Annotated in this window: 11 protein-coding genes; 9 read left to right on the top strand and 2 right to left on the bottom strand. The window is 44.9% G+C overall.

Translation table 11 applies throughout. The features are described from left to right. Positions 1–130: 130 nt before the first annotated feature. Positions 131–1,156 (bottom strand): hypothetical protein, encoded by a 1,026-nt coding sequence (locus tag MHB49_RS21515; RefSeq protein WP_405152942.1) that lies wholly within the window; start codon positions 1,154–1,156, stop codon positions 131–133. A gap of 274 nt (positions 1,157–1,430) precedes the next feature. Between MHB49_RS21515 and licT the strand changes: the two genes are divergently transcribed. The 4 genes from licT to MHB49_RS21495 all read left to right on the top strand — a co-directional run bounded on the left by licT (position 1,431) and on the right by MHB49_RS21495 (position 6,578). After that, the gene (gene licT / locus MHB49_RS21510; protein WP_053780809.1) at positions 1,431–2,273 is read left to right on the top strand and encodes a BglG family transcription antiterminator LicT; all 843 of its coding nucleotides are present in this window, start codon (positions 1,431–1,433) and stop codon (positions 2,271–2,273) included. Positions 2,274–2,417: 144 nt separating this feature from the next. Then, positions 2,418–4,337, top strand: a complete 1,920-nt coding sequence (locus tag MHB49_RS21505) for a beta-glucoside-specific PTS transporter subunit IIABC (RefSeq protein WP_405152941.1) — start codon at positions 2,418–2,420, stop codon at positions 4,335–4,337. A gap of 59 nt (positions 4,338–4,396) precedes the next feature. Beyond that, positions 4,397–5,860: a glycoside hydrolase family 1 protein gene (locus MHB49_RS21500; protein WP_405152940.1), complete on the top strand. Its 1,464-nt coding sequence runs from the start codon at positions 4,397–4,399 to the stop codon at positions 5,858–5,860. Positions 5,861–5,984: 124 nt separating this feature from the next. Continuing rightward, on the top strand, positions 5,985–6,578 hold the full coding sequence (locus MHB49_RS21495; RefSeq protein WP_247898095.1) for a 5' nucleotidase, NT5C type: 594 nt from the start codon (positions 5,985–5,987) through the stop codon (positions 6,576–6,578). 31 nt (positions 6,579–6,609) lie between these two features. Here MHB49_RS21495 and MHB49_RS21490 read toward each other — a convergent pair whose 3' ends face one another. After that, entirely contained in the window at positions 6,610–7,491 is an 882-nt protein-coding gene (locus MHB49_RS21490) for a helix-turn-helix domain-containing protein (RefSeq protein ID WP_405152939.1), read from the bottom strand. 136 nt (positions 7,492–7,627) lie between these two features. Between MHB49_RS21490 and MHB49_RS21485 the strand changes: the two genes are divergently transcribed. The 5 genes from MHB49_RS21485 to MHB49_RS21465 all read left to right on the top strand — a co-directional run bounded on the left by MHB49_RS21485 (position 7,628) and on the right by MHB49_RS21465 (position 13,513). Continuing rightward, positions 7,628–10,339: a family 78 glycoside hydrolase catalytic domain gene (locus tag MHB49_RS21485; protein ID WP_405152938.1), complete on the top strand. Its 2,712-nt coding sequence runs from the start codon at positions 7,628–7,630 to the stop codon at positions 10,337–10,339. A gap of 184 nt (positions 10,340–10,523) precedes the next feature. Further along, positions 10,524–10,919, top strand: a complete 396-nt coding sequence (locus tag MHB49_RS21480; protein WP_405152937.1) for a VOC family protein — start codon at positions 10,524–10,526, stop codon at positions 10,917–10,919. 72 nt (positions 10,920–10,991) lie between these two features. After that, positions 10,992–11,519 (top strand): GNAT family N-acetyltransferase, encoded by a 528-nt coding sequence (locus MHB49_RS21475; RefSeq protein ID WP_247898091.1) that lies wholly within the window; start codon positions 10,992–10,994, stop codon positions 11,517–11,519. 151 nt (positions 11,520–11,670) lie between these two features. Further along, complete coding sequence (locus tag MHB49_RS21470; protein WP_405152936.1) at positions 11,671–12,759, top strand: acyltransferase; 1,089 nt, start codon at positions 11,671–11,673, stop codon at positions 12,757–12,759. Between the two features lie 193 nt (positions 12,760–12,952). Next, positions 12,953–13,513, top strand: a complete 561-nt coding sequence (locus MHB49_RS21465; protein ID WP_405152935.1) for a shikimate kinase — start codon at positions 12,953–12,955, stop codon at positions 13,511–13,513. Positions 13,514–13,519 lie beyond the last annotated feature (6 nt).

Below are 13,519 nucleotides of genomic sequence, written 5' to 3'. Positions count from 1 at the left end.
ATTAGTAACTATGAGCCCTTCCGTCGAAGGGCTCATAGTTGTACTCCATTCAAAAAGACGACGGATAGAATCTTTTCATGTGATTGCTTTTATACAAGGCCCGTGTATCCTTTTGTATGCAGATGGCTGACTAATTCCGCATACCATTTAATGGCTGAACCTCAAGCGAATAGAATACCCCTTTTTTGTTGACTTCCCCAACAACGGTAGCAGCTCCTTTTTTCGTAAAGGTGTACTGATTTTCTTTAATTGTGACCGTATAGCCTTTCAGTTGGATTCCAAAAAGAGATTTTACCTTCGGTGAGGCAGCGGACAAGGCTTGTGATTTGCTCAACTTAGGTTTGGCGAAGGATTTGTTGAAATCCTTGTACCCGCTCCAGTCCTTGCCAAAGTCATTTTGGACTGCCCATACCTTGCCTGTCTTGGCTCCAATAAATACATGATTAATATCTCCGTCATCGCGATAATTCCAGAAGGAGTCTTTTCCATTTTGCTGACGCAGCACATAATCAAACGCCTTCTTTTGTGAAATGCCCAAGGTTTTCAATGCGTTTCTGGCTTTGTTGGTCAGGGAAGCATCAGCGTTTTGCAGGGCGTACGTGAAGCTGGCTGTAATTTCATTGTTGTTGTCTATATCGATGTAAACACTTTGATGTTCTCCCCAGATTACCCAATAGTTATTAAGGCCGCTTTCTTTGCCTGGATGATTGACCCGCCATACGGCATCAGGCTTGAAGGTTTCCTTGGGGTCAAATGATTTCAGAAAGCTGTCTATTTTGAGACGAAGCGCATTATCCATAAATTTATGTATATCTGAAGCTTGGTAGATCAGAATGGTCGATTCTACACGATCTTCTTTTTTATTATAGACCTGCGAAGACATAGCGGTTGCGGCTCCCTTAACGATGCCTTCCACCGACAACTCGTCAGAGCCCAGCCCTGGATTGGAACTGGTGAATTGCACCGTCTGTTTACCTACCAATGCTGTGATGGCTTCGGTTAATCGTTTCAGCGCTGTTTCATCGAGATTCAGGGAAGCCTGGGTATTTGCTATTACTGCTGAGGAATTGCTCTGCGTTGCTGCGGATATGGGGGTTGCGGATAATAGCAGGGTTATGGCTGCAAGAGTTGCTGTAACGGATTTGATTTTGTTCATTGGAAAGAATCCTCCTGTTTGTTTAATTGATAAAAGGTAAACAATAAAACTTATATTTCTTTTAACGTGGAATTTAAGGGAAATGTTGCATGTATGTGGGATGTTGTGAATTTACAGTGGCAGCATTTTGGGTTGACACCGTTTTCAGGTTATGATAAATTAGACCCGAGGCTTGTTACCGGTAATGCGGGCAAAACCACTATGGAAATGATTTTATTATTTCTATTTTGGTTTTGCCCTTTTTTAATCCTCAAAAAAAACAGGTGGGTCCAACATGATTATTAAACAGATATTTAATAACAATATTGTCAGTACCGTGGATGACAAAAATCAGGAACTGCTGATCCTCGGCCGGGGTATCGGGTTTAAGTTCAAGGCAGGCGATGAGATTGATGAAGAGCGGATCGAGAAAGTATTCCGGCTTCAGGATGCATCGATCTATGAGAAGTTCAAGTCCATCGTCACGGAAGTGCCGATTGAAATCCTGCAGGCGACAGATGATATTGTGACGCTGGCGCGTACACAATTGAACAAAACCATCAGTGACGGGATTTATGTCTCCCTGTCTGATCACATTCATTTTGCTGTCCAGCGTCTGGAAAAGGGAATGATCACTCGCAATCCACTCTCCTGGGAAGTGCAGCATTTTTACAAGGCCGAGTTCGACGTGGCCCGGGAGGCGCTCACCTTGCTGAAGGAAAGGCTGGATGTGGAGTTTCCGAAGGATGAAATATGCAACATCGCGCTGCATTTCATCAATGCGGAAGTTAATGATTCCATGAACGATGTCACTCATCTGATGCAGCTGCTCCAGGAGATCATGAACATTATCAAATATCACTTCAATGTTGAATTGGATGAAGATAGCGTCAATTATTTCCGTTTCATTACTCATTTGAAGTATTTCTGCCAACGCGTAATTACTCACTCGTCACATGACGATGCGGAGGAGTATTTATACGAGGTCGTTCGGAAAAACTATCCCGAAACCTTCAAATGTATCGGCAAGATCGAGACTTTTATCCATAAGAACTATCAGTATGATATGACACATTCTGAACAGTTGTATCTGACCCTTCATCTGGAGCGGTTGATGAAACCGAAGCGTGAGCAATGAATGATAAGAACATGAACCAGAACCTAACTAAATATCAAATGGGCTTGTTACTGTTCAATCAGGCAATACCCGAATGAATATCGCGTAGAAGACGTGGTTATTTGTTCGGGTATTTTTTATTGGAAAAATGAGGAGGAAATGATCATGAAACATCAGGAAACGGCACAGGAAATCATCAAAGCCGTTGGGGGAACAAACAATATCAACTCGGTGTATCACTGCGTTACTCGACTGCGCTTTGATCTGAAAGACAACGATAAAGTGGACAATAACTCACTCAAGAAGCTGGACAAAGTCATGGGAACGAATATCTCAGGCGATCAATTTCAGGTGATTATCGGGAATGACGTATCCAAAGTATTCGATGCGATGGTGAAGGAACATCCGGCAATACAGCAAAGTTCAGAAAATAAACAGGCTAAACCGGAAAAAAATAAAAATGTAATTCTTAATATTTTTGAGACGATTGCGGGTGTCTTCGCACCTATGCTGCCAGCAATTACAGCTGCGGGTATGCTCAAAGGCTTGCTTGCATTATTCGTATCCCTGGAATGGATGTCAGCAGGTACGGACACGTACCGTATTCTTTCGGCCATTGGGGATGGCGTATTCTACTTCCTTCCGCTGCTAATCGCGGTTAGTGCCGCTCGCAAATTCGGAAGTAACCCGTTTGTGGCCATTGCGCTAGGAACGGCACTAATGTATCCCGATATGGGCGCATTGCTATCCAGCGGTGAATCAGTCGCCTTTATCGGCATTCCGGTAACGGCTGTCAGTTATGCTTCATCTGTAATTCCGATTTTACTCGCTGTATGGTTGATGTCCTATGTTGAGAAGTGGGTTGACCGCGTTATCCCTGCTGCACTCAAGCTATTGCTTGTGCCGCTGATTACTTTGCTTGTTATGGTTCCCGTAACGCTGATTGCGATTGGACCACTGGGTACATTTGTAGGTAGCGGCTTGTCCGGTGGTATTAACTGGCTGTTGAATGAAGGCGGATTGATTGCGGGTATCGTTCTGGGCGGCGCGATGGCGCTCATTATTATGACAGGTATGCACTATGCGCTCGTACCGATCATCCTGAGCAATATTGCTACATTAGGCTTTGATAAATTCTTGCCACTGACGTATATCTCCAATATGGGACAGGCCGGAGCAACGTTGGGCGTATTCTTCCGTGCAAAAGACAAAAAGCTGAAAACTGTTGCATTGTCCACCAGTTTTACAGCTCTGATGGGTGTAACCGAGCCAGCAATGTACGGTGTGAACATGAAATATAAAAAACCGTTTGCTGCAGCAATGATCGGTAGTGCTGTAGGTGGCGGATTTGCCCTGGCCTTCGGGGCAAAGGCTTATGTGCTTGCAGGTAACGGCGGACTTCCTGGACTGCCCGCCCTGATCGGACAGACGTTCTGGTATTCCCTTGGTGGTATGATCCTAGCCTTTGTAGTAGGGGCGATTATGTCGACTGTATTCGGAATCAAGGAAGAAGAAGGAGACGCTGAAGCGCTCGCTCAATTCTCACCAGGCGCTTCTGCTGTATCAGCGACAGCACCTTCCAGCAATGCTGCAACTGTGAACGTGGACGAAATGGATGCTCCAACACCAACAAGTGATGCGGTAGCCGTTGCACCGATGACAGGTAAAGCGATCGCACTTAAAGAAGTCAAGGATCCAACGTTTGGCGATGAATTGATGGGTAAAGGTGTGGCATTTGTTCCAACGGTGGGCGAACTGGTGTCACCAGTTACAGGTACCATCATGAATGTGTTCAAAACAAAACATGCGATCGTCGTTCGCAGTGATAACGGAATGGAGCTTCTGATCCATGTGGGAATCAACACCGTGAAACTGCGCGGTCAGTATTTTGAAGCCCACGTAGCTACGGGAGCACGTGTACAGGCAGGGGACAAGTTACTCACATTTGAACTTGATCAAATTGCCAAGGAATATGACATTACAACGGCTATGGTCGTTACGAATACAGCAGATTACAAGCAGGTTCTGCCTGTGAAATTGGGAGCAATTACGACCGGTGAAGAAGTATTGAAAGCTGAAATTTAAAGTCTAAAGACGAACTTAAGACGAAATAGACGACTTCAATAAGAAGAGGAGAGATACGCATGATCAATCGACAAGGGTTTCCAGAAGGTTTTCTGTGGGGTGGCGCCATTGCCGCCAACCAGGCTGAAGGTGGATTCGATGCAGGGGGCAAAGGCTGGTCCACGGCGGATATGGTTCCTTATTTTGAGAAAAAGGATTACACCAACCTTAGAGAACTGATGCACGTGACCAGTGCAACGGTTGAGAAAGCGATGAATCACCACAGTGCGAAGGGCTACCCGAAGCGTTACGGTATTGATTTCTATCACCGCTTCAAAGAGGATATTGCGTTGTTCGCCGAGCTGGGCTTTAAGACATTCCGTCTTTCGATCAACTGGCCGCGTATTTTCCCGAACGGGTACGATGCTGAGCCGAATGAAGAAGGATTACGTTTCTATGATGAAGTGTTCGACGAATTGCGGAAGCACCATATCGAACCTCTCGTGACGCTCTCCCACTATGAAATGCCGATGTCATTGGTATTGAAGTACAATGGCTGGGCAGGACGGGAAGTTATCGGACATTTTGTAAGATACGCCGAGACTGTAATGAATCGCTACAAAGACAAGGTGAAATACTGGCTGACGTTTAATGAGATCAACACGACCATTATTGAGCCATTCACGGGTGGAGGCATTATTGAGGATCGTGTCGATAACGTGATGCAAGCTTCCTATCAAGCACTTCATCATCAGTTTGTTGCCAGCAGTCTGGTAACGCAGAAAGCGCGTCAGATTAATCCGGACTTCCAGATTGGCTGTATGCTTGCACGCATGATTCACTACCCGGCTACGTCGAAGCCGGAGGATGTGCTGCAAGCTCAGATCGATAATCAGCTGAACCTGCTGCATACCGATGTACAGGTGCGAGGCAGTTATCCAACCTTTATGGCTCGTTATTGGGCTGAGCACGGCATTTCCATTACGATGGAACCTGGAGACGAAGCCATTCTGAAAGAGCATACCGTTGATTTCATCTCGTTCAGTTATTACACCTCCCTGGTTTCCGCAGTGAATCCGGAAGAGTATGGGGTAACTGGAGGCAACCTGTACAGCACAATTAAGAACCCAAACCTGGAGCGTACAGAATGGGGCTGGCAGCTTGATCCGGTTGGACTTCGTGTAGCATTGAAAGAGCTGTATGATCGCTATCAATTGCCATTATTTGTAGTCGAGAACGGACTCGGTGCCAAGGATACGGTGGAGGCCGATGGTTCCATTCATGATGATTATCGGATTGATTATCTGAGAAAACATATTACACAAATGAAAGAAGCAGTCATGGATGGGGTAGACCTTATGGGTTATACCAACTGGGGTGCGATTGATATTATCAGTGCGTCCACTTCGGAAATGTCCAAGCGTTATGGCGTAATCTACGTCGACCAGGACGACAACGGACAAGGCACATTGAATCGCTATAAGAAAAAGAGCTTTGGTTGGTATCAGAACGTCATCGCTACGAACGGTGAAGATTTGGGTTGATTTCGGGGGCAGTCCTTGCGCAGCAGTTGTTGCGGCGCAGGGGCCGCTTTTTATTTTGGGCTCAAAAAGGATAGCGCTGTTACAACGATGATGATATACTGTGATCCTATTGGAGGGGATAAAGATGAAGAAACCAATTATTGCAGTAGATATGGATGATACCATATGCCATCTGGTCAAGCGAGCCATCTATCATAACAACATTAACTTCCCAACCCATCCGTTGAGATATGAGGATATGATTCATTGGGACACATCCCATATGCGCCATCCGGAATGTACACATGATGTTTTCTACGGTCGGCCCGGGCTGTTTGAGGAGCTGGAGATATATGATGAATATGTTGTGGAAGAGGTGGAGAAGCTCCATCAGGCCTATGATCTGCTGATTCTGACGGCGGCTGAGCCCAAAACGGTTGTTGAGAAGTGGAATTGGCTCCAAAAGCATATGCCTTACATAACTCCAGAGCAGTTTATAACTTGTAAACGGAAGAACTTGATTAACTTCGATCTGTTAATTGATGATGGAGCACATAATCTGATACCCGCAATGAATGACGGAAAAAAAGTCATCTGTATCCCTCATCCATGGAATGTAAACGAGCGGGAGCAGCATCAGTTTCCGTTGATGACCTCATGGAAAGGTGCAAAGGCTTATGTGGATCGTCTGCTTGAAACAGAACATGAAGAAAGCAAATTAGATCCTGTAAAGAAATAAACCCAGAGAAAGGAATGGAAGGCAGGGAGAATTAATTCAATGCTTCCGCTCTGAAGTTCCTTCGATAGCCCTGCGGGGTTTCTCCCGTAATTCGTTTGAAGACCGCGTAAAATGAATCTACATCCCGGTAACCTACAAGTTCAGCAATGAAACTGACTTTATGTTGTGAATTCTTCAGCAATTCACAGCTTTTTTGTATGCGCAAATGTTGCAGATAGGCACCGAACGTCCGTCCGGTGTGGGTTACAAACATACGTCCAATATGTCTCTCGCTCCAACCAGAAAGGTTCACCAGTTCGCTTAGTCGGATTCGTTCGTGAACATGCTGGTCGAGGTAATGAAGGATGTGCTCCATCTCAACCCCATTTTCCTTCTCATTGCAGGTGGCTTGATGAATCTGTCTGTACGTTGTTACGATGAGTTGGCTAACAAGCGTGTACAGGATCGTGGAAGAGCCAATTCCCGGAACAGCAGATTCGCGATAGAGCTTTACCATTAATTCTTCTATCCGCTGGCTGTAATCTGTGATGGATACATAAGGAACATGATTCTTTTCCAGGTCGGTCAGATGGTTTCGAATCTCCGTCTCCTGAATAATTATGGACAGGGTGTGGATCAGTTCGGAATTGAACAGACAGTTATAGATAATGAGTGGATGCTCTGACACATTCGCTGTAGCCGGACGAAATACATGAGGAACACCAACCGGAATGACAAATAACATGCCTTTTTGTACTGGAATAATATCTTCACCAATGTGATGAAAGCCCTTTCCCTCTGCCACATAACTATACTCAACAAATTCGTGTGCGTGAAAGGGAACCACAAAATCCTCCGAACATCGGTTCACAAACAGCTTCAGATTATTCTGGAAAAAGGACTCGCTCTTGAACAATTGTACGGTTGGATTCATGGAATAGCCCCCTTGGTTGGAATGACCAGATTACCGGGTTAAACTGTCCTCATTGCCGGGTATTTCCGATCACAGAATCGATATAATTATATCGTAACCTGGAATTGGAAACTACGATGGAAAGGGATGTTTTCTGATGTTGACCGTAAATCATCTGCGTTGTGAGTATAGAATAAATCCGATTGGAATAGACATCACGTCGCCGAGGATAAGCTGGCATGTGCAATCCGATCACAGAAATTGTGTACAGTCAGATTATCAAATTCAGTTGTCACGGACGGAAGATTTTGCTCAGATGGAATGGGATTCCGGCAAAAAAAGCTCTGATCAGTCCATTCATGTTGAACTGGATCACGGGGGGCTCGAGGCACGAACTCGCTACTATTATCGCATTCGTGCCTGGGATCGTGCAGGAGATGAATCAGACTGGTCGGAGACAGCGTATTTCGAGACGGGATTTATGGGTGGTCAAGATGCCTGGCAGGCGGAGTGGATCACAGTCGATCCTTCCTCTCAGCAGGATGAGTCTTGCCCAAGACTGCGTACGTTGTTTGAACTGAAAAAGCCTGTCGTGTCGGCAAGAATATATGTGACTGCACTTGGATTGTACGAACTTCATCTGAATAATCAGCGAGTGGGCGAAGCATACTTCACCCCGGGCTGGACCAGTTATGGTAAGCGCTTGCAATATCAAGTTTATGATGTTACCGATCAACTTGAGAATGGACAGAACATACTCGGTGCTTATCTGGGAGATGGCTGGTACAAAGGTCATTTGGGATGGGATAAGGGACAGAAAATCTATGGAACGGACTATGCGTTGTTGCTGGAACTTCATGTTCATTATGAAGATGGTTCGCAAGAACGTATTGTGTCGGATAAAGACTGGGAGAGTTCGCACACTGCTATCTGTATGTCGGATATCTATATGGGTGAAACGTACGATGCACGACTGGAGTCTGAGTGGACTGATTCATGCTCAGCAGTATGGTCACCCGTACGTGTGCTTGATTATACAAAAGAGATTATCGTTGCTCAGGAGAATGTTGCGGTAACGCAAGTACAATTGCTGAAGCCGATTGGTTTGCTTACAACTCCACTGGAAGAGCGTGTGCTGGACATGGGACAGAATATGGTCGGCTGGGTAAGATTCAGCGTTCAGGGTGAGTCGGGTCATACGGTTGAATTACGACATGCCGAGATTTTGGATCATGTAGGTAATTTTTATACGGAAAATCTCCGCAGTGCCACCCAGTGTATTCGTTATACGTTAAAAGGCAGCGGTGTAGAGACGTATGAGCCGCATTTTACATTTCAGGGATTCCGTTATGTGAAGCTCATCGGGTTCCCGGATCACGTCAACCTGGAGGATTTCACAGGAGTTGTACTACATTCCGATATGGAGCGTACAGGTAACTTCAAGACCTCAAGTCCGCTTGTAAATCAGCTTCATCACAATATATTGTGGGGACAAAAAGGGAATTTCGTTGACGTACCGACAGACTGCCCGCAGCGTGATGAGAGGCTGGGCTGGACGGGAGACGCTCAGATGTTTATACGAACCTCTTCATACCTGATGAACACGGCGCCTTTTTTTACCAAATGGTTAAGGGATCTACAGGCGGATCAGGGCGAGGATGGAGGTATTCCTTTCTTTGTTCCTAATCTGAGGAATTCAACGTCAGAGGGATGGGGAGATACCAGTCATTCTTCAGCCGCCTGGGGGGATGCTGCTGTCATCTGTCCATGGACGATTTACGAGATGTATGGGGATGTCAGGCTGTTGGCTGAGCAATATGACAGCATGCAGCGCTGGATTAATTACATCCATGCTCAGGGTGAGAATCCTTACCTATGGAATACAGGCTTCCATTTCGGGGATTGGCTCGGGCTGGATTCCAAGCCAGACAGCTATATTGGAGCTACAGACAAGGATTTTGTAGCGACAGCATTTTATGCCTACTCTGTTTCTCTAACACGGAAAGCGGCTGAGGTGTTGGGGAAGACGGAAGATGCAGTGTATTATGAAAATCTGCATGACAACATTGTTGCTGCCTTTCAAGATGAATTTGTGACACCTGCCGGTAAACTTGCTGTCCCCACACAGACTGCGCATGTGCTTGCTTTGCATTTTGATCTATTGGATGATGCAGCTCGGAAACGTACCATTGATCAGTTGGGAAAACTGGTTGCGGACGCAGGAAACCACTTGACCACCGGATTTGTTGGAACACCTTATCTGAATCCGGTACTGAGTGATACGGAACATCATGATCTGGCCTATACGCTACTCTTTCAGGAAGACTATCCATCCTGGTTGTATCAAGTAACAAAAGGTGCGACTACGGTTTGGGAGCATTGGGACGGAATCCGGGAGGACGGCAGTTTGTGGAGCGCAGACATGAATTCATTCAACCATTATGCTTACGGCGCCATAGGAGAATGGTTATATCGTTATGTCGCGGGAATCAATACAGATGAGCAACAGCCCGGTTTCCGTATCGTGCATATCGAGCCCAAACCAGGACCTGGACTGGAGTGGGTAGAAGCAAGTTTCGAGAGCATGTACGGAACGGTCACATCAAACTGGTATCGTCGTGAACATAACGAGATGGAGGTTCGTGTGACCATTCCGGCCAATACGACAGGCACGGTCCTTCTTCCTGGAGCAGATGTGGAGACAGTCCTGGAGAACGGAAAAGCTTTGGCCCAAGTACCGGATATTCATGACATTCAAACGCAGGGAACGGATGTACGAATTACTCTGGGATCAGGAAGCTATCAATTCACATATAAGATGCTTGGAGCGGATCAGGGAGTGCAAGCACAACAGGTGGAATCAGTTTAACGGTATAACTAGTATGGATTAGAGGAATCTGCAGCAGGATCGTGAACTAATATAATAGCGAAAGCTGAACCCGAGAGAGGATCTGCACACGCAGGTCCTCTTTTTTTACTTGGATAAAGATGCAGTTCTTCACTCCGATATGAGGTTCATAAGTTATTAATGCAATGAAGGGAGAAGGAAAAATTTGACGACTGGAAAAATATTAGGTATTGCATACAATGTCATTCCTGTAACAAATGTAGAGCAGTCAGCAGCATGGTTTGTGAACCATTTTGGATTCAATATCAGACAACCTAGAGAAGGCTATATTAGCCTTTTTAGAGACAATAGACCGATTCTTGACCTGATTGAAAGTGATCATGATTCCAGAGCCGTATTTCAAGTGAAGCAAAAAAAGAGATGGGTAATCACTTTTTTTACGGACGATATCGTTAAACTCCATACAGATCTTAATGCTGCTCATGTCTGTGTTGGCCAAGTCAGTGATGAGGGCATATACGGAAAGTTTTTTACATTTGAGGATCTGGACGGTAATCTGTTCGACGTCTGGGAGCATCATGACTGTGAATTAGTGTTTTAGTGAATTGTTATATTCATGAACTCGTGTGATTGAATATGGTAATATCTATATAAGTGAGGGGGATGTACTTTAATGGTCAAAGAAAAAGTGAGACTCGTCAAACCTTCAGTGGAATATAAAGAAACGTATCTGGCATTTTACGAAGATTGGGTTGCAAGCAGCGAATCAATGGTACCGTGGGTCGTTTCGAAAGAGCCTTATGCTTTTGAAGAGATGTTAGCTTTTTTGGAACGCAATGAACAAGGCATTGATATTCCGGAAGGCTGGGTTAGAGACAGTACATATTGGCTCGTGACAGAGAGTGATCGAGTTGTTGGAGCCGTAAATATACGACATGAGTTGAATGAAAAGCTGTTCCACAGTGGAGGGCATATTGGTTATGGAATTTGTCCAGGCGAGCGACAGAATGGATACGGTGCGGAGATCCTTAAACTTTCTCTGAAAATTACAGAAGGTCTCGGGATCACCAAAGTATTGGTCGTATGTGACGCACATAATGAGGCATCCCGAAGAGTTATTCTTCGTAATGGCGGCATCCAGGATCAAGATTATATTGAGCCAGATGGAAATATCGTTGAGCGGTTCTGGATAGGTAAATAGCTAATGTCGAATAATGATGTATTTTGTTGTAATTTAACAAAAATAATATAGATCATGATTGTAATACCCTCGTCTGCTGATTAAAATAAAGGTTAGAATCTGGATTGCGGCCGGAAACTATCATCCTATCAGCCATAAGTGAGGTTTTATTATGAATCAACCGGTTAATCGGCCCCGGCGAATTGAGTATCTGGATTTCTATCGTGCTTTTGCAATTATGGCAGTGGTCGCCATTCATGCGACTTCTACGGCAGTTGCACATTATCCCAAGCACACGTTCGATCATGATTTTTATTATTTTTGGAACAGCTTTCTGCAATTCGCCGTACCTGCATTTCTGTTCCTCTCCTCACTGGTGTTGTTTTACAATTACAGCTCCAAGATGAAGGAAAAAGGCTGGATGCCCGCTTTCTATAAAAAGCGATTATTTTATGTGTTTGTGCCTTATCTGGCCTGGTCCCTTATTTATTTTATCGTCAAACAATGGTTGGCAGGCAAGGAGCCTCTGGCACATGTGAAGCAGTTCTTGGAGCAATTGTTAACCGGTACTGCACACACACATCTGTATTTTTTTCTAATTATTTTGCAGTTTTATGTGGTTTTTCCACTGCTTCTTTCGTTAACACGTTATCGTTTATTTAATCGATATTTACCGTTGTTCTTTATTGCGGCACAGGCTGTTTTTTACGCGCTGCATTTGCAGTTTCATTTCTCACGGCTAGGGAGTTTGCTGCCCAGTTATCTGATTGTTATTGGGTTCGGGGCCTGGATTGGATTGAACTTCGATGCAGCAATGAAGAAACTGTACTCCTGCCGTTACGTGCTGATCGCTGCATTATTGAGCGGAGGAGCAGTCTTTATTTATGGCAATACTTATGTGAAAACGGCTTTGGCCGCAACCCCGGCGCTAACTTATACGTTGTTATTTTTATTCCGTAATTTGTTTACCCTTTCTGCCTGTTTGCTCTTGCTGATCGTATGTGAACGGATGGGTGCATGGAAACAGAATGGATCTAATCGGGCAGCTCGCATTCTTAACTCTTTGGGTACGGTGGCGTTTGGTGTATTTCTAATACACCCATTAGTGCTCCTATTCTGGAGAAGAGAGCTTTCCGTGGAACTCGCACCACACTTCAGCCTTGGCATTATGCTGTCTTATGTTGTGGCGATTTTGCTCTCATGGATTATTGCCACGGGACTCCGACGAATGAAGTGGGGATGGGTTCTGATCGGACGTTAACGCAGGCTAACCTCTAAAACGATGAGAACGAATATGAAGATCAAGTATGAGCAACCAAAAGAGATTTCAAGTCCTGAACATTCAGCGGATTCCTTGAAATCTCTTTTTTATTTTCCTAAGAGGCGTTATTATGGACTAATGTCCATAAAATTCAAGTAATGGAATACATACCGTTGAAGTCAGGAGTGGTAGGATGAAGTTCATCATCATTTTTGGTCCACAGGCTGTAGGAAAAATGACAGTGGGTCAGGAATTGGAGAAGATCACTGATCTGAAATTGTTTCACAATCATATGACGATAGAATTGGTGTCCCCTTATTTCAGTTATGGTACGCCTCAAGGAAAGAGACTTGTTCAACTATTCCGTCAGGAGATTTTTGAAGAAGTGGCGAAGAGCGAACTTCCCGGTTTGATTTTTACATTTGTGTGGGCATTCGATTCGAAAGAGGATTGGGATTACATTCGCCAAATCAGTGCGCTGTTCGAGTCCAGAGGTGCAGAAGTATGCTATGTTGAACTAGAGTCTGATCTGGCGGAACGATTAGAGCGTAACAAAAGTCCACATCGACTGCTGTATAAAGCAACAAAGCGCAATGTCGAATGGTCTGAGCAGGATCTGCTTTCGAGCATGGAGAAATATCGATTGAACTCGAAGCCTGGAGAAATTACGCATGAGCATTATATTCGAATCAATAACACCGACAAGAGTCCGAAAGATGTGGCGCAGCTGATCCAAGAACGATTCAAACTGTAATTGAAA

Source organism: Paenibacillus sp. FSL K6-0108 (assembly GCF_045040695.1).
In the GTDB taxonomy this organism is placed as follows: Bacteria; Bacillota; Bacilli; order Paenibacillales; family Paenibacillaceae; genus Paenibacillus; species Paenibacillus pabuli_B.
The sequence above is the reverse complement of the archived record's forward strand: the minus strand, read 5'-3'. Positions and strand labels throughout refer to the sequence as shown.

Excerpts from the sequence above, each read along its gene's own strand:
- MHB49_RS21515 (WP_405152942.1), bottom strand. The coding sequence starts at position 1,156 with ATGAACAAAATCAAATCCGTTACAGCAACTCTTGCAGCCATAACCCTG.
- licT (WP_053780809.1), top strand. The coding sequence starts at position 1,431 with ATGATTATTAAACAGATATTTAATAACAATATTGTCAGTACCGTGGAT.
- MHB49_RS21505 (WP_405152941.1), top strand. The coding sequence starts at position 2,418 with ATGAAACATCAGGAAACGGCACAGGAAATCATCAAAGCCGTTGGGGGA.
- MHB49_RS21500 (WP_405152940.1), top strand. The coding sequence starts at position 4,397 with ATGATCAATCGACAAGGGTTTCCAGAAGGTTTTCTGTGGGGTGGCGCC.
- MHB49_RS21495 (WP_247898095.1), top strand. The coding sequence starts at position 5,985 with ATGAAGAAACCAATTATTGCAGTAGATATGGATGATACCATATGCCAT.
- MHB49_RS21490 (WP_405152939.1), bottom strand. The coding sequence starts at position 7,491 with ATGAATCCAACCGTACAATTGTTCAAGAGCGAGTCCTTTTTCCAGAAT.
- MHB49_RS21485 (WP_405152938.1), top strand. The coding sequence starts at position 7,628 with ATGTTGACCGTAAATCATCTGCGTTGTGAGTATAGAATAAATCCGATT.
- MHB49_RS21475 (WP_247898091.1), top strand. The coding sequence starts at position 10,992 with ATGGTCAAAGAAAAAGTGAGACTCGTCAAACCTTCAGTGGAATATAAA.
- MHB49_RS21470 (WP_405152936.1), top strand. The coding sequence starts at position 11,671 with ATGAATCAACCGGTTAATCGGCCCCGGCGAATTGAGTATCTGGATTTC.
- MHB49_RS21465 (WP_405152935.1), top strand. The coding sequence starts at position 12,953 with ATGAAGTTCATCATCATTTTTGGTCCACAGGCTGTAGGAAAAATGACA.